Annotated in this window: 20 protein-coding genes and 2 pseudogenes; 13 read left to right on the forward strand and 9 right to left on the reverse strand. The window is 69.2% G+C overall.

Features of this window, described 5'->3' with window-relative positions:
• Positions 1-168, forward strand: a pseudogene (locus MKK69_RS21480) (methyl-accepting chemotaxis protein); the annotation flags it as partial.
• Positions 169-333: 165 nt separating this feature from the next.
• Here the strand turns inward: MKK69_RS21480 and MKK69_RS21485 are convergent.
• Positions 334-798, reverse strand: coding sequence for a DUF2852 domain-containing protein (locus tag MKK69_RS21485; RefSeq protein WP_243971259.1), 465 nt, complete (start codon positions 796-798; stop codon positions 334-336).
• A gap of 57 nt (positions 799-855) precedes the next feature.
• Positions 856-1,533, reverse strand: a complete 678-nt coding sequence (locus MKK69_RS21490; protein WP_243971261.1) for a TetR/AcrR family transcriptional regulator — start codon at positions 1,531-1,533, stop codon at positions 856-858.
• Positions 1,534-1,755: 222 nt separating this feature from the next.
• Between MKK69_RS21490 and MKK69_RS21495 the strand changes: the two genes are divergently transcribed.
• The 3 genes from MKK69_RS21495 to MKK69_RS21505 all read left to right on the forward strand — a co-directional run bounded on the left by MKK69_RS21495 (position 1,756) and on the right by MKK69_RS21505 (position 3,908).
• Complete coding sequence (locus MKK69_RS21495; protein WP_243971263.1) at positions 1,756-2,052, forward strand: hypothetical protein; 297 nt, start codon at positions 1,756-1,758, stop codon at positions 2,050-2,052.
• 128 nt (positions 2,053-2,180) lie between these two features.
• Positions 2,181-2,579 carry a thioredoxin family protein gene (locus MKK69_RS21500; protein WP_243971265.1) on the forward strand — a complete coding sequence of 133 codons (399 nt, stop codon included), beginning with the start codon at positions 2,181-2,183 and terminating at the stop codon, positions 2,577-2,579.
• A gap of 132 nt (positions 2,580-2,711) precedes the next feature.
• A complete protein-coding gene (locus tag MKK69_RS21505) occupies positions 2,712-3,908 on the forward strand; it encodes a glycosyltransferase (RefSeq protein WP_243971267.1) in 1,197 nt (398 codons plus the stop codon).
• Here MKK69_RS21505 and MKK69_RS21510 read toward each other — a convergent pair.
• Both MKK69_RS21510 and MKK69_RS21515 read right to left on the reverse strand, forming a co-directional pair.
• Positions 3,889-4,848: a helix-turn-helix domain-containing protein gene (locus tag MKK69_RS21510; protein WP_243971269.1), complete on the reverse strand. Its 960-nt coding sequence runs from the start codon at positions 4,846-4,848 to the stop codon at positions 3,889-3,891. The two genes, MKK69_RS21505 and MKK69_RS21510, sit on opposite strands and share 20 nt — an antisense overlap.
• 518 nt (positions 4,849-5,366) lie before the next feature.
• On the reverse strand, positions 5,367-6,125 hold the full coding sequence (locus MKK69_RS21515; RefSeq protein ID WP_243971294.1) for a zinc-ribbon domain-containing protein: 759 nt from the start codon (positions 6,123-6,125) through the stop codon (positions 5,367-5,369).
• 181 nt (positions 6,126-6,306) lie between these two features.
• Here MKK69_RS21515 and ftsE point away from each other — a divergent pair, with 181 nt between their 5' ends.
• The 3 genes from ftsE (at position 6,307) to MKK69_RS21530 (ending at position 8,900) form a co-directional block, all read left to right on the forward strand.
• The gene (ftsE, locus tag MKK69_RS21520; protein ID WP_043380143.1) at positions 6,307-6,999 is read left to right on the forward strand and encodes a cell division ATP-binding protein FtsE; all 693 of its coding nucleotides are present in this window, start codon (positions 6,307-6,309) and stop codon (positions 6,997-6,999) included.
• Positions 6,996-7,964 carry a cell division protein FtsX gene (locus tag MKK69_RS21525; RefSeq protein WP_243971271.1) on the forward strand — a complete coding sequence of 323 codons (969 nt, stop codon included), beginning with the start codon at positions 6,996-6,998 and terminating at the stop codon, positions 7,962-7,964. Before ftsE ends, MKK69_RS21525 begins: the two co-directional genes overlap by 4 nt.
• Before the next feature lie 153 nt (positions 7,965-8,117).
• On the forward strand, positions 8,118-8,900 hold the full coding sequence (locus tag MKK69_RS21530) for a YdcF family protein (protein ID WP_243971273.1): 783 nt from the start codon (positions 8,118-8,120) through the stop codon (positions 8,898-8,900).
• A 39-nt stretch (positions 8,901-8,939) separates the two neighbouring features.
• On the opposite strand, the gene MKK69_RS21535 is transcribed toward MKK69_RS21530, so the two are convergent.
• The 3 genes from MKK69_RS21535 to MKK69_RS21545 form a co-directional block, all read right to left on the reverse strand.
• A complete protein-coding gene (locus MKK69_RS21535) occupies positions 8,940-9,266 on the reverse strand; it encodes a hypothetical protein (RefSeq protein ID WP_243971275.1) in 327 nt (108 codons plus the stop codon).
• Complete coding sequence (gene ptsN / locus MKK69_RS21540; RefSeq protein ID WP_243971277.1) at positions 9,266-9,733, reverse strand: PTS IIA-like nitrogen regulatory protein PtsN; 468 nt, start codon at positions 9,731-9,733, stop codon at positions 9,266-9,268. Before ptsN ends, MKK69_RS21535 begins: the two co-directional genes overlap by 1 nt.
• Positions 9,734-9,874: 141 nt before the next feature.
• Positions 9,875-10,468, reverse strand: a complete 594-nt coding sequence (locus tag MKK69_RS21545; RefSeq protein WP_243971279.1) for an HPF/RaiA family ribosome-associated protein — start codon at positions 10,466-10,468, stop codon at positions 9,875-9,877.
• A 253-nt stretch (positions 10,469-10,721) separates the two neighbouring features.
• On the opposite strand from MKK69_RS21545, the gene MKK69_RS21550 reads away from it, so the two are divergent.
• The 3 genes from MKK69_RS21550 to MKK69_RS21560 all read left to right on the forward strand — a co-directional run bounded on the left by MKK69_RS21550 (position 10,722) and on the right by MKK69_RS21560 (position 15,286).
• Positions 10,722-12,290 (forward strand): glucan biosynthesis protein D, encoded by a 1,569-nt coding sequence (locus tag MKK69_RS21550; RefSeq protein ID WP_243971282.1) that lies wholly within the window; start codon positions 10,722-10,724, stop codon positions 12,288-12,290.
• A gap of 38 nt (positions 12,291-12,328) precedes the next feature.
• Entirely contained in the window at positions 12,329-14,494 is a 2,166-nt protein-coding gene (gene mdoH, locus MKK69_RS21555) for a glucans biosynthesis glucosyltransferase MdoH (protein ID WP_243971296.1), read from the forward strand.
• Positions 14,495-15,127: 633 nt separating this feature from the next.
• Positions 15,128-15,286, forward strand: a complete 159-nt coding sequence (locus MKK69_RS21560; protein ID WP_243971284.1) for a hypothetical protein — start codon at positions 15,128-15,130, stop codon at positions 15,284-15,286.
• Between the two features lie 17 nt (positions 15,287-15,303).
• Here MKK69_RS21560 and MKK69_RS21565 read toward each other — a convergent pair whose 3' ends face one another.
• Entirely contained in the window at positions 15,304-15,504 is a 201-nt protein-coding gene (locus MKK69_RS21565) for a hypothetical protein (protein WP_243971286.1), read from the reverse strand.
• Positions 15,505-15,892: 388 nt separating this feature from the next.
• On the opposite strand from MKK69_RS21565, the gene MKK69_RS21570 reads away from it, so the two are divergent.
• The gene (locus tag MKK69_RS21570; protein WP_243971288.1) at positions 15,893-18,205 is read left to right on the forward strand and encodes a Tex family protein; all 2,313 of its coding nucleotides are present in this window, start codon (positions 15,893-15,895) and stop codon (positions 18,203-18,205) included.
• A gap of 73 nt (positions 18,206-18,278) precedes the next feature.
• The gene (locus MKK69_RS21575) at positions 18,279-19,481 is read left to right on the forward strand and encodes a RimK family alpha-L-glutamate ligase (RefSeq protein ID WP_243971289.1); all 1,203 of its coding nucleotides are present in this window, start codon (positions 18,279-18,281) and stop codon (positions 19,479-19,481) included.
• A 31-nt stretch (positions 19,482-19,512) separates the two neighbouring features.
• On the opposite strand, the gene MKK69_RS21580 is transcribed toward MKK69_RS21575, so the two are convergent.
• The gene (locus MKK69_RS21580) at positions 19,513-20,097 is read right to left on the reverse strand and encodes a glycosyltransferase family 2 protein (RefSeq protein ID WP_243971291.1); all 585 of its coding nucleotides are present in this window, start codon (positions 20,095-20,097) and stop codon (positions 19,513-19,515) included.
• 347 nt (positions 20,098-20,444) lie between these two features.
• On the opposite strand from MKK69_RS21580, the pseudogene MKK69_RS21585 reads away from it, so the two are divergent.
• Positions 20,445-20,929: pseudogene (locus MKK69_RS21585) on the forward strand (flagellar protein); the annotation flags it as partial.

Consider the following 20,929-nt stretch of genomic DNA (forward strand, 5'->3'; position numbering starts at 1 on the left):
CAGGGCACCGGCGAGGTGACCAGCAACATCGTCGGTGTCGCCGGAGCGGCGGAGGAGACCGGACGGGCGGCGGGCCAGGTCCTCGGCGCTGCTTCGGAGCTGTCGCGCCAGTCCGAGCACCTCACGGCCGAGATCGACCGCTTCCTGGCCAACATCCGGGCCGCCTGACACGAGCGGCTGCCGACCGCCTTTTGCCCCCCGGCAGCCGCATCAGAAGGAGTCATCCGGCCCCGTCGCCGGAGGTCCGGTTTCCGGCGATCCGGTCCTCCGGCGGAACATGGCTGGTCCCCTCGGTGATCGGTATCCGGGAACGGCTCGGGAGAGAGTGCGGTATCAGACCGTACGGCCCTCGCCCCCTTCGGTCCGGCGCTTCGCCATGAAGGCGTCGAACTGCTCGCGGTCCTTGGCCCGCTTCAGCTCCTCGACGAACGCCGCGAAGGCGCGGCTTTCCTCCTCGAGGGCGCGGCGCTGCGCCTCAAGCCGGTCGAGTTCAGCGCTGCGATAGGCGTCGAAGGCCGCGTTGCCAGTGCCGTCGCGGCGGCTCGCCGCCTCGAACGCCCGGGCGAAGCGGGAGACCGGCCGCGCATCCCCGAAATCGGACATCGTCCGGCGGGCCGTGTCGCGCAGCTCGGCGAAGGCCGGGTAGCCCGCAATCTTCCAGGCGACGAGCGCGAGCCCGACGGGCCACCAATAGATGAAGCCGACGACGATCGCACCGATCTCCAGCGAACGGCGCGGGAACGGACCGGACCGGCTAAGCCTGCCGGTCGCCCAAGGGGAGGATGTCTGAGAGGTCACGGCTGTGCTCCGCTGTCCATGTGAACGCGGTTAACATGCGGGTGCCGACGACGCCTTTCAAGGCCGTCCGGTGCCGGATCCGTGTTCGCCGGACCGCGCGACGCCGTGGACGAGGGCGAGGACGCCGGCGCGCAGAAGTTCGAACTTGTCCGGGAAGCCGGGACCCCGCGGCAGGTGCCCGGCGGCCGAGAGGGTCGCGAGGCCGTGGGCCAGGGCCCAGACCTCCAGGGCGATGAAGCGGGGTGCGACGCCTCCGAACCCATCGGCGAACGTCGCCTGAAGCGCCTCGACCAGGAGATCGAAGGGGCTCGGCCGAGCGGCGGCGCCTGCGGCACCCGGCGCACCGTCGTGCTCGGCCGCGGCGGACGACAGGCCCCGGGTCTCGAAGATGGCGGCGTAATAGGCCGGCTCCTCCTCGGCGAAGGTCAGGTAGGTTTCGCCCATGCGGGTGAACCGCTCCAGCGGGGTACCGCGCGAGGTCAAGGCCCGTGCGAGCCGGGCGGCGAGTTCGGCGAAGCCCCGCCCGGCGAGTTCCTCCAGCAGGGCCTCGCGTCCGCGGAAATGCCGATACAGGGCCGCGGGCGTCACCCCGACGAGGCGCGCGGCATCCACCAGCGTGAAGCCGCCGATCCCGCGCTCGGCGATGAAGCGGCGCGCAGCCTCAAGGAGCGCCTCCTTCAGGTTGCCGTGATGGTAGTTCCGCCGGTCGTTCGGTCCGTCCCGCCAGGGTCGCAAGATCTCACATCCTCTGCGCGCTCGTGCGCACCTCGCAGAACGTCCACCGCACTGTCGAGTCGGAAGACCGCTGGGGCGGCTGAATTCAGCGGGGTGGCGCCGGGCACGACCACGCAAGGCCGATTTTGTTGCCGGTCGCGTTCATGGGCCCGCGCTTGACCGGCTCTTATCCGCGCAACACTCTCGCGCCGCGGTCTTCCACCCCGGGGAAAAGCATCGAACATGGCTTTCGTGAGCCTCAAGGCGTGGCGCGCCCGCTCGGCCGAGCGGGCCGAGATCGCGGCCCGGCTGAAGCGGGAGCTGAGCGCGGCTCTGCGCCTCGGCGAGACCGACACTCTGTCGGTGAACGAACTCGCCTGCCCAGATCCCGGCTGCCCCGACATGGAAACCATCGTGCTGGTGATGCGGGCGGGCGCACCGACCCGGGCCCTGCGGATCCGGCGCCCGATGGATGCGGTGGACGCGAACGACATCGCCGCGCTCGTGGCGGAGGATCGTCTGGACGCGCCATCTCGATGATGTGATCCGGTGCCCCCGCTTTCGCGCGCGCCGCGTCGCCGGGCCGCGCGGCCTTTCCGGTCCGGTGGTGTACCCTGCCCCAAAGCCGCGCTCCCACGAAGGAGCGTCCGGCATCCGGGAGACGCACCATGAACACCCGCCGCCATGTCGTCGCACTGGCCAGTCTGGCCTTGCTGCTGACCGCCGGTCCCGGTCCGTCACGCGCGGGCGAGACGATCCCGTTCTCGGAGAGTGCCTTCGCCGCCGCACAGCAGAGCGGCCGCCCGATCCTGGTCGAAGTCAGCGCGCCCTGGTGTCCCATCTGCAAGACGCAGAAGCCGATCCTCGCCAAGCTGTCGGCGGACCCGCGGTTCAAGGATCTCCAGATCTTCGACATCGACTTCGACAGCCAGAAAGCGATGCTGAAACGGCTCGACGTGCGGATGCAGAGCACGCTCATCGCCTACAAGGGGGCGACCGAGGTCGGGCGTTCCGTCGGCGAGACCCAGCCCGAATGGATCGAAGGCCTGGTCGAGAAGACCCTCTGACCGGCGTCCCTCTTCGGCGGGACGACCGATACCCTCCGGACACGGGAACGCTTCCGGCTTCGTTCAGGCAAGCCTGGGCATATCCCCGTCGCGGCCCCGGACCCACCCGGCCAGGCCCGACGGAGCCGACCGGTGACGAGCGACCGCCTATCCATCGCCACGACCCCCGACGCGATCGTGGCGGTGCCCGTGCGCAACGAGGAGGAGCGTATCGCGACCTGTCTGCGCGCCATCGACGCCCAGGCGGGCCTGGAACCGGGGAGCCTCGGGCTGGTCCTGTTCCTGAACAACTGCACGGACCGGACCGAGGCCATCGTCGCCGGGCTCGTGCCCACCCTGTCGATCCCGGTCCGGGTCCTCGTCGAGCGGTTTGCGGGTGCCCATGCCGGCTGGGCCCGGCGTCGCGCCATGGATGCGGCGGCGGAGTGGCTCGGCGATGCCGGACAGGCGGGGCTCATCCTGTCCACCGACGCCGACAGCCGGGTGCCGCCCGACTGGGTGGCCCGCAACCGGGCGGCGATCCGGGCGGGGGCCGACGCGGTCGCCGGCCGCGTCGAACTCGATGCCGTCGAGGCGGCCTTGCTGCCGCCGTCGCTGCCCGCCCGAGGCCGCCTCGAAGACCGCTACGACGCCCTCATCACCGAGGCGGAGGCGCGGATCGACCCGGACCCGCACGATCCCTGGCCGTGCCACCGCACCGCGATCGGCGCGACGCTGGCGGTGACCCGGGCGGCCTACCGCGCCGTCGGGGGCATGCCGGAGATACCCCTCGGCGAGGACGGTGCCTTCATCGCGCGCCTCATCGCGCGCGGCTTGCGCGTTCGCCACGCCACCGACGTGTGCGTGACCATCTCGGCCCGCCTCACGGGTCGCGCCCCCGGGGGCGTCGCCGACACGATTCGCGCGCGGTGCGAGGAGCCCGACGCCCTCTGCGACGCCCGGATGGAACCGTTTGCCCGAGCCGTTCGCCGCTACCTTTGGCGGCGCCGGTTCCGAAGGCTGCACGGCCGGGGCTTGCTCAGCCGCCATCACGCCTGGGCTCGGACGCTCGGGATCGGCGCGGCGGAGGCGGATCGGATCGCGACCCTGCCCCTCGGCCAAGCCATCGCGGAGGCCGAGCGCGCCAGTCCGCGGCTCGCCTACCGCCCCATCGGCCCGCGCCACCTGCCGCGGCAGATCCGCATCGCGCGGGTCGGCCTCGCGGCGATCCGCCTGGGCCTCGCCCTGTCCGGAACGATCCGGTCCATCGCAGCCGCGGCAGCACCCCGGCGCGCCGCGGTCGAGCCGCGGGCGACTGCGCCGGATCCGGTCAGCCGTCGCCCTGGGTGAGGAGTTCCCGGGGGGAGAGGCCGAAGCGGCGACGGAAGGCACGGCTGAAGGCGGCCGGGTCGGTGAAGCCGCAACTGGTCATGATCGACGTGACCCGGATGCCTGTCTTCCGCATCATCACGATCCGATCATGCGCGCGGTCGAGGCGCGCCTCTCGGATTCTGGCCGCGATCCCCTCCCCCCCGGCAAAGGCCGCGTAGAGGCGGCTGCGCGAGATCCGAAGGTCTGCGGCCAGGCGGTCGGGACCGAATTCGGGGTCGTGCAGGCACCGCTCGATCCGGGCCAGAGCGAGGGAGCGTAGCGCGTCCCGGGAGAGCTCTTCGCCGTCGGCGCGCTCGGCCCCCCCGTTGATGGCACCGCGGAGCAGGTGGAGGGCGCCCTCGATGGCGATGCCGGTTTCCGCCTCGGACATGTCGGCCACTGAATACGCGAAGGCACGAAGATAGGTGACAAACAATCCGCTCAGCGGCGTCGGACCGAACCTGCGTCCCCCGTATGCGCGCGTATCGCCCATCTCCGCCAGGAACGTGGATCGGGGCACGGTGAGCCGCAACTCCTCGTAGCGCCCCAAGTTTCCCCCACCGCCGGGCCGCTCCCAGGCGTGAAAGGCGATGTCGCCCGCTTTCAGGAGCGCACCGTTGTTGCCCTGCTCGATATAGCCATTGCCGCTCAGGACCACCGTTACCCCGACGTCGTCGCGCCCGTCGCGCCGTACATGCTGCGCCGTCCGCTCGAGTTTGTAAGCGTCGCTGAACGCGTGGAGGATCGCGCCGTAGGGTGAGGCGGCGACCGTGCGGCCGGCCGAGAACGGCAGTGCCGAATCAAGCGGCGTCACGTCGACCCCGCCCATTATCGTGCTGCGCCAATAGTCGAAAGCTTGTTTTCCCTCAACAACGTCGGTCGTGGCGGTGGAAACCGGGACTTTCTTCTTTCTACTCACAATGGATCGCCCCCACAATCCTCAATATCGGGCATAGGCGACGACGCCCTGGCACGCTTGCAAATCCAGGTTTTCAGATCCGACATCGACAAGCAACAGGAAAGCAAAGTTGCCGGGATATGCCGCGCATATCGCTCAATGCGGGACAACGGTATTGCAAACATTTAAATCGGTCAATTTATAGGACTTAAACTTGAAATTTATTAGATATCAGTGCAACCAAGGTCTGGATAAACAGAGCGGTTGATAACTGCTTATTCGAAAATATTTTGAAACAATTGCACTTGATCGATCACAGCTAAGACTTTAATAAATAACACGGCGTCGGTTTTCACTGTAAAAAATCTGCCGTAGATTGTAAAAACGAATTACGATCCAAATACATTGGTCGATCTGAAAAACAATATTACCACTGTTGACGGGAACTGGGAGCGCGCGCGTTCGCCGCGACGAGACGCGTCATCGTTCGGTCATGACCCGTCAGGCGCTCGCGTCGCCGCACCCCGGCGCGCATGCCCTCAATGGCTACTCACGCCGGCTCGGGCCTCATCGCGTGGCGGTTCGGCACCGGCGAAATGCAACACCACCGAACGCCCGGTGGCGGGCGGGCTGGTCAGCGTCCCGCGGAACCGGGCGGCCTCCGCGTTGCCCAGCACCGCCCGCGGTGCATTGACCGTGAATGTCCGGATCACGCGACCGCCGGCGTCCCGGATCTCGGCGCTGAGCGGCGCGACCGGCATGTCGGACCGCGCGACACCGACGAGGTCACCCTCGACCACGAGTTCGGCCGGACGGCCCTCCTCGGCGGGGCTGCTGAACGCCACGACGTCACGGATCTCGAGGCCGCGCAGGTTCACCGGCAGGCCGATCCGGGCGAACAGGGCTGCGGTCTGCGGGACCGTCCGGACCACGCTTACGCGGGCGAGGCACAGCAGCGGCAGCGCCGCCAGGAGCGTCAGCCCGACCGCCAGGGATGGTGACAGGCCGCCGCGGAGCCGGTGTCTTCTCCCGCGGAACGGCAGCCCGGCTGCGGCCGGAACCGTGGGGGTCGGGAGATCGGAGGCTTCCCGCACCGAGGCGGCCGCCTCTTCCCAGGCCGCGTCGGCGGCCGGATCGGCCTCCGCCGCGAGTTCGGCCTCGTGCCCGGCGAGCACGTCGGCGGGGGTGATGAACCAGGTCTCGCGGCAGGCCGCGCAGCGGACCGAGCGGCCCTCCATGCCGACCTTTCCGGCGTCGATCTGGTAGGCGCTCGCGCAGCTCGGGCAGACGATCAGCATACGCGCCATACTCGCATCCACCGGCCGTACCGCGGCCGGACAGTGAATTCGCTTGAGAAAGTGTGGCTGAACAGGGTTAAGCGCCCGTGAAATTCCGAAGGCCTTGAAAACGCCCGCCGCTCCGGCGATGCCCGTATCGGGATCGGCGAGACACGGCACGGCCTTGAACCTACAGGCAAGCATGAAGAGCCTGCTGCCCGGCGCGGAGCGGCCGGTGGTGCAGTTCGAGAATGTCGGCATGCGCTACGGTCTCGGGCCGGAGGTGCTGTCGGACGTGAGCTTTCGCATCGCCCCGCGCTCCTTCCAGTTCCTCACCGGTCCTTCGGGGGCCGGCAAGACGACGCTGCTGCGCCTGATCCTGCTGTCGGTGCGGCCGACCCGAGGCCTCGTCTCGATCTTCGGCGAGGAGGTGAGCGGCATCTCCGCCAAGGCCCTGACCGGGCTGCGGCGGCGGATGGGCGTCGTCTTCCAGGATTTCCGCCTTCTCGACCATCTCACCACCTACGAGAACGTGGCGCTGCCACTGCGCGTCCAGGGACGCGCCGAGGCGAGCTACCGGGCCGAGGTGGTGGAGCTGCTGCGCTGGGTCGGCCTCGGCGAGCGCATGCACGCCCTGCCACCGCTCCTCTCCGGCGGGGAGAAGCAGCGCGCCGCCATCGCCCGGGCGCTGATCGCCCGGCCGGACCTGCTGCTCGCCGACGAGCCCACCGGCAACGTCGATCCCGGTCTCGGGCGGCGGCTGCTGCGCCTGTTCCTGGAACTGAACAAGCTCGGGACCTCGGTCATCATCGCCACCCACGATTTCGGCATCATGGATGCGGTCGACGCCCGCCGGATGGTGCTCGGTGAAGGCCGGCTTCGGATCGAGGAATGAGCACGCAGGCCATCCCGCGGGCCCGGCCCGAGCCCCTCGCCGGTCCCCCGGTCCCGTCCGTGCCGGCGAATCTGCGCCGCAACGCGCCGCTGGTGCCGACCGACACGGCGGCGGGGCGCTCCCTGGCGGCGGTCATCGCCATCCTCACCTTCCTGGCGGGGCTCTGCGCCGGTGCCGCCGAGATGGTGGCGGCGAACGCCGCCCAGTGGCAGGGCGACGTCGCCCAGGAGGTCACGATCCAGATCCGCCCGGGTCCCGGGCGCGACGTCGACGCCGACGTGACCCGGGCAGCGGGCATCGCCAAAGCCGAGCCGGGCATCGCCGAGACGCGGATCTTCTCCAAGGCCGAGGCCGAGCGGCTCCTGGAGCCCTGGCTCGGCAGCGGGCTCGATCTGTCGGACCTGCCGGTGCCGCGGCTGATCGCCTTGCGGCTCGCGAGCGGCCAAGGCACCGATCTGAAACGCCTGCGCATGCATCTCCTCGACGCGCTGCCCGGGGTCGCCAGCCTCGACGACCACGCCCTCTGGCTTCAGCGGCTCTCGACCGCGGCCAATGCCTTCGTCGGGATCGGGATCGGGCTCGTGGTCCTCGTCCTGGTCGCCACGGGGCTCGCCGTCACCTTCGCCACGCGGGGCGCGATGGCCAGCAATCGCGAGGTGGTGGACGTGCTCCACTTCGTCGGCGCGGACGACGATTACATCGCCCGCGCCTTCCAGCGGCGTTTCTTCGGCCTGGGCCTGCGCGGGGGCGCCATCGGAGCCGGCCTGGCGATCCTCGCCTTCGTCATCGGAGGGCTTCTGGCCCGGGCCGCGCGGTCCGGACCGGCCGGTCAGGAGGTCGAGGCCCTGTTCGGCGCCTTCCAGATCGGTTTGCGTGGCTATGCCAGCATCCTCCTGATCGGCGTGATCGCGTCCCTGGTGACGGGCGTGGTCTCGCGGATCACCGTGCGTCGCTTCCTGGCCTAGGCACACCGCGCGCTGTTAGAAGGCGTGGACAGCGGTCACCAGGCGGGCGCGTTTACGATCCGGAAACCTTATCGTCGCGGTGTGGGGGCGGACGACCGGGCCGCCTCCGGGCCGCCGCAATCGACGCCGATCCTCCGGAGGATGACCACGCGTATGCTGCGCGCATCGGATCCGCTCACGACCGACGTCGTCGGTTGGGCCTGGCACGAGCGAGGCTGCCCGCGCACCGCGCAGCCGCGGCAGCGGGGGCGCATCGCGCTCTGGACCTGCGGCCTCGGGGCGGTTCTCGGGGCAGTGGCCCTGCTGGCCGGGTTCCTGATCTTCGTCAGCGTGCTCGCCCGGCACGAGCGGACTCCGTCCGACCGGGTGGACGGGATCGTGGCGCTCACCGGCGGCGCGCAGCGGATCGGCGACGCGATCGATCTGCTGGCCGGCGGCTACGGGCGCCGCCTGCTCATCACCGGCGTGAACGAGCGCACCAGCCGTGACGAGATCGCCCGGCTGAACCCGACTCAGCGCGCGCTCATCGCCTGCTGCGTCGATCTCGATTATCGGGCGCGCAACACGATCGGGAACGCCATCGAGACCCGGCGCTGGATGCGGGCCCATCGGTTCAGCACCGTGGCGGTGGTGACCTCGAACTACCACATGCCGCGGACGCTGATCGAACTCGATCACGCCCTGCAGGAAAGCGACCGCGTCCTGCCGCATCCCGTCGTCACCGAAGCCTTCGACGCCGACCGGTGGTGGCGGAGCCCGCCCGCGGCCCGGCTCGTGGCCTCCGAATACGTGAAGTTCCTGGCCAGCTGGGTGCGCACCCGGTTCGAAACGGATCCGGAACGGTCCCGGGCGGCGGTCCTGATCGGGCGCGGCAAGCCCGTGAAGATCCCGGTGAAGATGGTCGCCGAGCCGCTGGCGGCCCGCGACGTGGATTGAGCCGGCGAATGGGGGGCTCCGCGTCCCGCGGGGAGCGCCCTATTGGCCGCGGCAATGCGCCTTGATCGCCGCGGAGAATTCCCGGTCCGATCCCTGGACCTGCGCCAGACGCTCGCCGCGTTCCGAGCCGGAGAGGCAGCGGCCATAGACGCTCGCGACCCGGCGCATCGTCTCCACGTGGCGGCGCCAGACCCGGCAGTTCTTGGCGTCGTCTCCGTCCGCCTGTTCGAGCTGGTCGACGGCCTGCCGCTGCATCGATTGCGCCACGAGCAGGTCGCGCGCGCAGGTCGTCTCGCCCTGCGCCAGGACCGGACCGGTCAGCCCCACGGCCAGCGCGAGGGATGCGGCGATTCGGAGGTGGGGCATCACGCGGCCTGCGGCGCCGTGGAGCGGGTCAGGAGGGCGTAGAGCGCGCCCGCATCCCGGGCCGCCCGGATATGCGCCAGCATGCCGGGCTCCCGCAGGATCCGGGCGACCTGCGCGAGGGCCTTCAGATGATCGGCGCCGGCGCCTTCCGGGGCCAGCAGCAGGAACGCGATATCGACGGGTTGGCCGTCTAGGGCCTCGAAATCCACCGGCCGATCGAATCGGGCGAACAGACCGAATAGGCGGTCGAGCCCGGGGAGCTTCCCGTGGGGAATCGCCACCCCGTCGCCGATGCCGGTCGAGCCGAGCCGCTCCCGCTGGAGCAGCGTATCGAAGATCGGACGCTCCCCGAGCACGGGCAGGCGACGCGCCGCGTGGGTCGCGAGGTCCTGAAGGACCTGTTTCTTGGTCCGCGCGCGCAGCGACGGCACGACCGACTCGGGGTCGAGGAATTCCAGAACTGGCATCGAACGACCGTTGCCCCGTCGCCCGCCCGGTCAGGGCGGGCCTCGTTGCAGGAACAGTGACGGCCGCCTCGGCCGCGTCCCCGCACATCAATCGACCGGGAAACAAGCCGGTTCCGGCTCCGTTCCTCCCGACCTGCCCCGTCAGTCGACGGCGTTCAGCGGGTCCACCCAGCCGATTGCGCCATCGCCGCGCCGATATACGACGTTGATGCGCCCGGTGCCAGCATGGACGAACACGAGCACCGGCGAGCCCGTCATGTCGAGGGCCGTGACCGCCTCGCCGATGGTGCGGCGCTGCAGGGTCCGGGTGCTCTCCGCGACGATCGGCGGATGCGCGTCCCCGTCGGCCGGCTCGTCGTCCTCCTCGTCCGGCGCGGCCAGGACCGCGTAGGCCGCCTCGACCGCGACATCGTCGGTCGGCCCGGTGGCGTGCTGCTTCAGACGGTGCTTGTAGCGGCGCAGCCGCGTCTCGAGGCGCTCGGCAGTCTGCTCGAAGCTCGACCGAGCATCGTGCGCGAGCCCGTTCGCCTCGATGGTCAAGCCCGATACGAGATGCAGCACGCAATCCGTGCGGAACGCCGACCCGTCCCGCCGCAGCGTGACATGGCCGGTGCAGGCTTCGCTCATGTGCGAGTCGAGGTATTTGGCCTGTATCGCCGACATGCGGTCCTCGACGCGGCCGCGCAGACTCTCGCCGAGATCCACGCCGTGGCCCGTGACTCGCAACGAACCCATGTCGCCTCCCCCGTTTCGATGCAGTCGACCGACTTAGAGAGCCGGCTCGCGTTAAGTCAACGGAGGTGCGCGGATCAGCGGACCGCTTAACCCTGGGTTCAGCCGGGCCGCGTGTATAGACAGGCACCGAGCGCGCGTTCCGCCGGAGCGGTGATCGGTTCGGGACACGGCACGCGTCAGGACGCGGAAGCGGGGCCGGACCGGAATGCTGCGCTGTCGGCAACGGCTTCAGAGACGAGAGACCGACCACCGTATGATAAGCCCCGCCCGACCGCCCCTTGCCCTGACCCGCCGCGGCGTGCTGGCCGGCGCCCTGGGCGCAGCCGCGGGTTCGCTTCCGGGCAACGCGATCGCGGCTGATCCGGAAACGGCGCCGGCCCTCCCGGGCGCCGGCGAGGCCTTCGAGGCGAACACGCTCCTCGATTTCGCCCGGGCCCGGTCCAAGGCGCCCTTTGCCGGCCCGAAATCCGGCGATCTGCCGGCCGCCCTGAAGAACCTATCCCGGGACGCCTACGAGGCGATCCGCCCCGCCGCGGGACGGGCCATCTGGACCGATCGGGGCATCGGCTACAGTTTCGAGCCGCTGTTGCGCGGCTCGATCTTCGACACGCCGGTCGCCATGTTCCTGGTTGAGAACGGCCTCGTGCAGCCGGTATCCTACGACAAGACCGCGTTCTCGGCGCCGGGGGTGGATCTGCCGGATCTCCCGGCCGCGGCCGCCTTCTCGGGCTTCCGCCTGCGCGCCCGTTTCGTCGACGGCGGCGATCTGGCGGATTTCGCCCTGTTCCAGGGCGGCTCCTTCTTCCACCTGGTGGCGGAGGGACAAGATTTTGGGATCAACGCCCGGGCCCTCGCCCTGCGGCCGGCGGATGCCCGCGGCGAGGAGTTCCCGCTGTTCCGGGCGCTGTTCATCGAGACCCCCGCCCCCGGGCAGCCCGTCGTGGTCCACGCTTTCGCCGAATCGGATTCCGCGACGGCGGCGTTCAAGCTGACACTGACCCCGGGCCGGGAAGCCTCCGTGGCCGGGATCGACGGCACGGTGTTCGCCCGCGCCGACCTCGACCATATCGGTCTCGGCGGCATGCAGGGGAGCTATCTGTTCGGGGCGCTCGACCGGCGCCGCGTCGACGACCTGCGCGCCGCCGCCTTCTCGGTGGAGGGATTGGCGATCCACAACGGCTACGGCGAGCCGATCTGGCGCCCGGTGCACAATCCCGAGGCGCTCCAGGTCTCGGCCTTCGTGGATCGCGGGCCGAAGGGCTTCGGCCTGATGCAGCGCGCCCGTTCCTACGATGACTTCGACGACGACAGGCGGCACTGGGAGCAGCGGCCCTCGCTCTGGCTGGAGCCGCTGGACGATTGGAGCGAAGGCGCCGTGACGCTGCTCGAGATCCCGAGCGATTCCGAACTCAACGAGAACGTCTTCGCCTATTGGCGACCCAAGGCGACGCTCGCCAAGGGCGGCGAGATGCGCTTCCTCTGCCGGCAGCACTGGTCCAAGGGATGGCCCGACCCGCTGCCGCCCGGGATCGCCCGCGTCAGCGACAGCCGGTGCGGCCATGGCAGCGCCGGCAACCGCCGCCTGTTCGCGGTGGATTTCCAGGGCGATGCGGTGATGGACCCCGGGGACATCGACGTCGATCTCAGCGCCTCGGCCGGGACGATCACCCGGCAGGACCGTTACGCGTATCCCGCGCGCAAGACCCTGCGGATCCTGTTCGAGCTCGATCCCGGCGGTGAGCGGGCCAGCGAGCTGCGCCTCGCGCTCCGGCGCGGACAAGACCGGGCCAGCGAGACTTGGCTGTTCCGCTGGACCCCATAACCCCTGACCGAAACCGAGGATCAGCCTCCGCCGTGCGCATGGACGAGACGACCACCCTGCCCAAGCCCGCGGTCCAGCCGGACGCGCAGCCCGGTCCGGCCGCTCGGGAGGCCGGCTCCGGCCTGCCGCCCGAGGCGCCGCTGGCGATGCCGGTCCAGGATCTGTCGCGCTGGGACGCGCGTGCGGCCCACATTCCGTCGCGCCGGCCGCGCGATCCCTGGCTCGCGCGGCTCTGGGTATTCGGCGGCGCGCTGGCGCTCACCGGCTATGGCGGCTGGCAGATGGTCGAGACCGTGTCGGTCTCGGGCAGCCCGACCGGGCTCCAGCTGGTGCTTGTGGTCCTGTTCTGCCTGACCTTCTCGTGGATCACGCTGGCCTTCACCAGCGCGCTGCTCGGCTTCGCGGTGCTGCTGCGCCGCCCGCGGGCGGCGGCGGTTCCGGCGGTGCTGACGACCCGGACCGCGATCCTGATGCCGGTCTACAACGAGGCGACGGCCCGGACCTTCGCGGGGGTCGAGGCCATGCGGGAGGGCGTGGAAGCCACCGGGCTGGGGCAGCACTTCGACTGGTTCGTGCTCTCGGATTCGACGCAGCCCGATGCCTGGATCGCCGAGGAGCGGGCCTTCCTCGACCTGCGCGACCGCCTCGGGCCGGACGCCCGGCTGTCTTATCGCCACCGGCCCAAGAACCACCATCGCAAGGCCGGCAACATCGGCGACTTCGTCACCCGCTGGGGTGGCCGTTACGACCACATGCTCGTGCTCGATGCCGACAGCCTGATGAGCGGCCCGGCGATCGTGACCCTCGCCGCCGCCATGGAGGCGGACCCGGATGCCGGCATCATCCAGACGCTGCCGCTGATCATCAACCGCAACACGCTGTTCGCCCGGCTCCAGCAATTCGCCGCGCGGATCTACGGCCCGGTGATCGCCGCCGGGCTTTCGGCCTGGTCGGGGCGGGGCGGCAATTACTGGGGCCACAACGCCATCATCCGGACCCGGGCCTTCGCGCAATCCTGCGGGCTGCCCGATCTGCCCGGGAAGCCCCCCTTCGGCGGCCACATCCTGTCACACGACTTCGTGGAGGCGGCTTTGATCCGTCGGGCCGGCTGGGCGGTCTACATGCTGCCCCGCCTGCCGGGCTCCTATGAGGAGAGCCCGCCCTCGCTGATCGACGTGGCGGTGCGCGACCGGCGCTGGGCCCAGGGCAACCTCCAGCACGCGCGGGTGATCGGGGCGGCCGGCCTGCATGCCGCCACCCGCCAGCACTTCGCCACCGGCATCGCCGGCTACCTCGCGTCGCCGCTCTGGCTGCTCCAACTCGTCGTCGGTATCCTGCTGGTCCTTCAGACCGCCACGGAGCGGCCGGACTATTTCGGCGGCGCCGGCTTCTCGCCGGTCTTCCCGCGGTTCGACCCGGTCCGCGCGCTGCAACTGTTCGGGCTGACCATGGCGGTGCTGCTGGCGCCGAAGCTGCTCGGCCTGATCCTCGCCCTGCTCGACGGCCCTGTGCGGCGGGCCTGCGGGGGCGGCGGGCGGCTGATCCTTTCGAGCCTCGTCGAGATCCTGCTCTCCGCCCTGGTGGCCCCGGTGGCGATGGTGATCCAGTCCGGATCGGTGATGGACATCCTGCTCGGGCGCGATACGGGCTGGAACCCGCAGCGGCGCGACGACGGCTCGATCCCGCTCCGCGATATCGTGGCCCGGCATAGCTGGCACATGGTGCTGGGTCTGGTCGCGGGGGTCGCGGCCTTCGCGATCGCCACGTCGCTGTTCCTCTGGATGAGCCCGACTATCGTAGGCCTCGTGCTGGCGATCCCGATCTCCTGGGCGAGCGGCCAGCTCGGCCTCGGCCTGGCGCTCAAGCGGCGGCGCCTGCTCGCCACGCCGGAGGAGGCTACGCCGCCGGAGATCGCCACCCGCGCCGCCGGCCTGGCCGCCCGCAATGCCGCGCAGGCGTTCGACGCCTCCGATGCCCTGGCGGCCCTGCACGCCGATCCCCGCCTCGCCGACGCGCACGCACGGATGCTGCCGGCCGGCCGCGACCGTCCCCGGGGCGCCATCGACCCGGACCGGACGCTGGCCGCCGCCAAGATCGATGAGGCCGAGACGGTCGGCGAAGCGCAGGCTTGGCTGACGCCGCGGGAGCGCATGGCGCTGCTGCACGACCAGACGCTGATCGACCGCTTGGTCCGGCTCGGTTGAGGTCGAAGACCGGAGGGCTTGATCCGGACCGGGCATTTCGCGGCGAACCTGGCACCGGGGCGGACTTTGGAGGCTGTTTGACCGGTCTTTCCCTATCCCGATCTCATCCTGAGAGGCCGTGAGCCCTTCGATCGATCGCCCGGTCGGCGGATGGGTCAGTCCGGAACAGCCACGCGCCCTCCCTCCCCCGCCTGCGAGGTTCACACCTCGCTGGCCGACACGTTCTCTCCTCCCCCTTTGCGGGGATGCGTTGGAGGTGGGGGTGGCGCAGGATGGAGCGGTGCGGTGCCGTCTGAACCACCCCCACCCCTAACCCCTCCCCGCAAGGGGGAGGGGAAAAGCGCCCCTTTTTCAGAGTGGTGGTGTCAGATTGAGACGTGCGAATCCCGTAGCCCTCCCCCGCAGAGGCTACGGGATTCACACAGCGGGTTTGGTGACGTGGCTTCGGGAGCGGGGGCCTTTCGCCCCTTCCCGAGCCGTTGTCTGAACACCGGTGCCCGGGCTGGAGAGGCCGCTTGGGGCCGGACGTGGATCGCGGCGATCGATCGGCGGCCGCGTCCTCCGTCAGAGGCAATTAACACTTCGACGCCTAAGCTCTCCGTGTCCAACCGGATCCCGTACTCGGAAGCCGCCATGACCCTGATGCTCGGTCTCCTGCTCCTGCCGCTGGCGGTCGCCATTGTCCTGGCCCGCGGCGAGCCGGTCCGCACCATCAGCTGCCTCGGCGCCATGGGTGTCGGTTGCGCGATCGCCTGCCTGAGCGTGGTGAGCCTGATCCGCCACCGGACCTGACCGCCGGGTTCGCGCGGCTAGAGGAACCCGACCTGCCGCGCGCCGCCCGTGAGCGTCCGTCCCGCCCGGGCCACGAGTTGCGAGAAAGCCAGCGCGGCAGCCGTTGCCTGCGCCCGGGACGGAAAACTCCGACGGGATTCGAGGACGGTCTCGGCGGTCTCGTTCAAGAGAACCCAGGACCACAGCGACCGGCTGTTCTCGCGGATCTCGAACTGCACGGGGCGCCTGCCTTTCTCAGCATGCGAGCGCGTAGACTTGCAACGATCGGTGACATCCCGATGACATCATCGGCGGCGCGTCAAGTTCCGATGCGTAGCCAAATCATCAACTTCGCGGGCCCGTCAGAGATGGCGATAGAGGTACATATTTAAGTTGCCTTTGACCCTTCATCACTCAAGACTAATTGGTTTGGGGTATTGATAAATTTAATACGAATGTTGATTTGCAAATAGATCCAGTCACTGTCCACAGATTCAATGACGGTGTGGCCGACTTTTGAGCCCGAAACGCCTGATATCGCCTGTGTCGGTGGATCGCACGAATGCCATGTTTCCGGCGGCTTGACGAGCCAGGCGGAGTCCCAGCAGCCAGTCGACCGGAGACCGCATGAAAGCCGTGAACGCGCGCATCGCCGAAGAACTCGGCGTCGCGGAAGCGCAGGTGGCCGCGGCGGTGGCGCTCCTCGACGGCGGGGCGACCGTCCCGTTCATCGCGCGCTACCGCAAGGAGAATACGGGCGGACTCGACGACACGCAGTTGCGCCGGCTCGAGGAGCGCCTGTCCTACCTGCGCGACCTCGACGACCGCCGCCGCGTCATCGTGGAGGGCATCGAAGCCCAGGGCCGGATGACTCCCGGCCTCGCAGCGGCCCTGGCGGCTGCCGAGACCAAGGCGCGGTTGGAAGACCTCTATCTGCCGTTCCGGCCGAAGCGGCGCACGAAGGCCCAGGCCGCCCGCGAAGGCGGGCTGGAGCCGCTGGCGCAGGCCCTCCTGAAACACCCCGACAAGGCCCCCGAGCGCGCGGCGGCTGCGTTCGTGGCGCCCGAGCGTGGTGTGGCGGATGAGGCGGCGGCGCTGGAGGGAGCCCGCGCGATCCTGGTCGAGCACTTCGCCGAGGATGCCGATCTCGTCGGCCGCCTGCGCGCGGATTACTGGCGCAGCGGCCAGCTCGTCGCGAAAGTCCGTAAGGGCAAGGCGACTGAGGGGGCGAAGTTTGCGGATTACTTCGACTGGAGCGAGCGGCTGGAGCGGATGCCCTCGCACCGCATCCTGGCGATCTTCCGCGGTGAGCGCGAAGAGGTGCTCGATATTGCCTATGCGGCGGAGGGCGAGGAGTCGCCGAGCGGGGTCCCGGGCCCGTTCGAGACGGCGATCTGCCGGCGATTCGGCCTCGCCGCCCTCGGACGTCCGGGCGATCCCTGGCTTCTCGAGACCGTCCGAACGGCCTGGCGCACGAAGATCCGGACTGGGATCAAGCAGGACCTGCGCAGCCGGCTGTTCGAGCGCGCCGAGGACGAGGCCGTGAAGGTCTTCGCCGGCAATCTGAAGGATTTGCTGCTCGCCGCTCCGGCCGGCGGGCGGGCGACGATGGGGCTCGATCCGGGCTACCGCAACGGCGTGAAGGTCGCGGTGGCGGACCGGACCGGCCGGATCGTCGCGGTCGAGACGACCTACCCGCACGAGCCGCAGCGCCGCTGGCGGGAGGCCGTGGCGGCGCTCGGGCGGCTCTGCCGCCTGCACGGCGTCGAATTGCTCGCGGTCGGCAACGGCACGGCCTCCCGCGAGACCGAGCGGCTCGCCGCCGAGATCGTCGCCGCCAATCCCGACCTGACGCTCGCCAAGGTGACGGTGTCGGAGGCCGGGGCCTCGATCTATTCGGCCTCCGAGATCGCCGCGCGCGAATTGCCCGATCTCGACGTGTCCCATCGCGGCGCCGCGTCGATCGCCCGCCGCCTTCAGGATCCGCTGGCCGAACTCGTGAAGATCGACCCGAAATCCATTGGCGTCGGCCAGTACCAGCACGATGTCAGCGAGGCGAAACTGTCGCGCTCGCTTTCGGCGGTGGTGGAGGATGCCGTGAACGCCGTCGGCGTCGACGTGAACACAGCCTCCCCCGCCCTGCTGGCGCAGGTTTCCGGCCTCGGCACCGCGTTGGCCGAGCGGATCGTCACGCATCGGGACACGCACGGGCCGTTCCGCTCGCGGGCCGCCCTCAAGGCGGTGCCGGGTCTCGGTCCGAAGACCTTCGAGCTGGCCGCGGGCTTCCTGCGCATCCAGGGCGGTGAAGACCCGCTGGACGCGTCCGGCGTCCATCCGGAGGCCTATCCGGTGGTGCGCCGGATCCTGAAGGCGTCCGGGAGCGACATCCGGGTTCTGCTCGGCAACACGGGGGCGCTCGCCAAGCTGACGCCCAAGACGTTCGTCGACGCCCGCTTCGGTCTGCCGACCGTGCGCGACATCATCGCCGAGCTGGAGAAGCCCGGCCGCGATCCACGCCCCGCCTTCAAGACCGCGCATTTCCAGGAGGGCGTCGAGACGATCGGCGCCCTGAAACCGGGCATGCAGCTCGAGGGCGTGGTCACCAACGTGGCCGCGTTCGGCGCCTTCGTGGATATCGGGGTCCATCAGGACGGCCTCGTCCACATCTCGGCGATGGCGCGCCGCCGGATCGCGTCCCCCACGGAGGTGGTGCGGATCGGCGAGGTGATCCGCGTCCTGGTGTTGAGCGTCGATGTCCCGCGCAAGCGGATCGCACTGTCGATGCGGCTGGACGACCCGATCGAGCCGCCGGTGCCGGGGGTACGTGCGGGATCCGAATCGCGCCCGGCTCGGTCGCGCGCGTCGCCGGAGGCGCCGGCGGGCGGCCCGCTCGCGGATGCGCTCCGGCGGGCGGGGATATCTTCGTCGCGCCGCGGTTGAATCGCATCGCCGTGACGGCACCCGCAGGATACCTGTCCCTCGATGCCGCACAGCCATCGGCCGGAGTGAACTGATGCCAGCGACGCGCGACGCAGCTCCCAGTCCGCTCATCGGGCCGGCCCGCCTCATCCGGGCGGCTTTCGAGGGTGCGGATATGGCCGCCCGGGCCAACGCGATCCTGTCGGCATCGACGGACGGCGTCCTCGAAGCCGGCACGGCCCTCGACCTGTCGACGATCCTACTGCTGATGCATCGCCACGACGAGGCGCTCCAGCTTCAGGCCGAGGTCCTGCAGAGTAACCGCCACTTCGCGCTCCGCTCCAACGGGCCCGCCGCGACGACCCGCGTCCTGGTCCTCGTCACGGCCGGCGATCTCATGGCCAATACGCCGGTCGATTTCCTGTTGGATGATCCGATCTTCCACGTGGAATACGTCTTCGTGCTCCCCGGGGATCCCGCCCTCGAATCGCTTCCGGAACACGACGTCTGCATCGTCGGGGTCGCTTATTCCACCGCGAACGAACCGGTGCTCGACGCCCTGACGTCCGCCGCCGCGCGCTGGGCCAGGCCCGTGGTCAATCATCCGCGCAACGTCCTCAAGACGTCCCGGCACGGGATCGCGGACGCGCTGCGCGGTGCGGCGGGCGTCGTGGTCCCGCCCATCGTCCGCATCGCGAAATCGGAGCTCGCGTCCAGAGCGAACGAACTTCCGGACGGCTTGCGCTATCCGGTTCTCATCCGCCCCATCGACACGCATGCCGGCAACGCCCTGCAGAAGCTTGACGGGGCCCAAGACCTCGAAGCGTACTTACAGGGCGCCGACGAGGCCGAATTCTACGTCACGCAGTTCTTCGACTACAGCGGTGCCGATGGGCTGTACCGGAAGCTCCGCATCGTCCTGATCGACGGCGCACCGTTCCTCTGCCACATGGCCCTGCGCGATCACTGGATGATCCACTATCTGAACGCGGGCATGAATGAGGACCCGGCCAAGCGAAGCGCGGAGGCCTCGGCGATGGCCGCGTTCGACGCCGCCTTCGTACCCCGTCACCGGACGGCCTTGGCCGAGATCCACCGCCGGACCGGGCTCGACTACCTGATTCTCGATTGCGCCGAGAGTCGCGACGGTCGACTGCTGGTCTTCGAAGCCGATACCGGGATGATCGTCCACGATATGGATCCCGTCGATCTGTTTCCCTACAAACCGCCTCAGATGCGCAGGGTCTTCGCCGCGTTTCTTCGGGCGATCGAGACACGCGCGGCGCGCGCCGTGTGAAAGCCGGCGCGACGCGAGGACGGGCGATCACTCAAAGTTTGTAGGACTGCTCGCCGATATGGCCGAGCTCCTTGCTGAGGGAGGGATCGCACCAGATCCGATAGCCGAGGGACCGGACGCGATCGCTGAAATCGTAATCCTCGCCGATGTTGACGCCCGCCTCCTCATCGACGCGAAAGCGGAAATACGGCCGCTTCAGCCGCTCGAACACCGTGGCTTTCACCAGCAGGAAACCCGTCGGAATGCGTGCCATCTCCAGCAAGCCCTTCGGCACGTCCGCGGGCTGCTCCGGAAGGATGTCACCCAGGAAATGGAACGGCGCCGTCCGGCGGGAGTAGGTCGCCGCGATGATATCGACGTTGCGCACCAGAAGCCTGAGCAGGGCATCGCGCGGGAACGTCATGTCGCTGTCGATGAACAGGACGTAATCCGCTTTGAGCTTCTGCGCGAAGTCGAGACCCATGTTCCGCGCGTCAGCGACGATCGATGATTTTCCAACCACGATCGACATCGGCATCTCGCCGAGCGAATGCATCATCGAGCTGAGGCACACGGCGAAATCTGCGTGAACCATCGTTCCGCACGGGATCGCGATCGTGACATGCGGGAACGTCATCGGGAGGTCGACATGCGGGGGACTTGCCTCGACAGGCGTTTGAACGATCACGGTCGAGCTCCAAACAGGATGTGGCACCGCCCGCGTCCACCCATTGATCGGCTCGGTTCCACCCGAACAAGATCCACCAGACCGCAGCAGCCGCCGCGGTTATGTCGGGTTATGGTTAATGGATCCTGAACACCTACGAAAACTGCGATGGATGAGATTTGATATCTCAGTACTAAATTAAGGATCGCGCTGCATACTGTGGAATAGCGCGCCGCTTTAACGAGTCCGAAACGTCTGCGGAGCGATTACTGCTGAGCCCGAGAAACGGGTGGCACAAATCAGAAAGATATCGACCGATGTCCTCGATCACCCTCTCGGCCGCGACCCGTCAGAACCTGCTTTCGCTGCAGGATACGGCCTCACTCCTGTCGACCACCCAGAACCGCCTGGCCACCGGCAAGACGGTCAATTCGGCGCTCGACAACCCGACCAACTTCTTCACCTCGCAGGCCCTCGACAGCCGCTCCACGAGCTTGAACTCCCTGCTCGACGGCGTCTCCAACGGCGTCCAGTCGATCCAGGCCGCCAACCAGGGCATCACCTCGATCCAGAAGCTCGTGGATCAGGCCAAGTCCCTCGCCAACCAGGCGCTGTCGACCCAGCTCACCACGACCGGCACGGCGACCAACGCCTTTCCCACCACCACGAGCACGGCCTCCACGACGGCCCTGTTCACGATCAACGGTACCTCCGTGTCGGCGACCTTCGCCGCATCGTCGAGCATCACCGCCGTGGTATCGGCGTTGAATTCCGCAGTCAGCTCGGCCAGCACCACGTCGAG

The sequence above is a fragment of the Methylobacterium sp. J-026 genome (assembly GCF_022829585.1).
GTDB lineage: Bacteria > Pseudomonadota > Alphaproteobacteria > Rhizobiales > Beijerinckiaceae > Methylobacterium.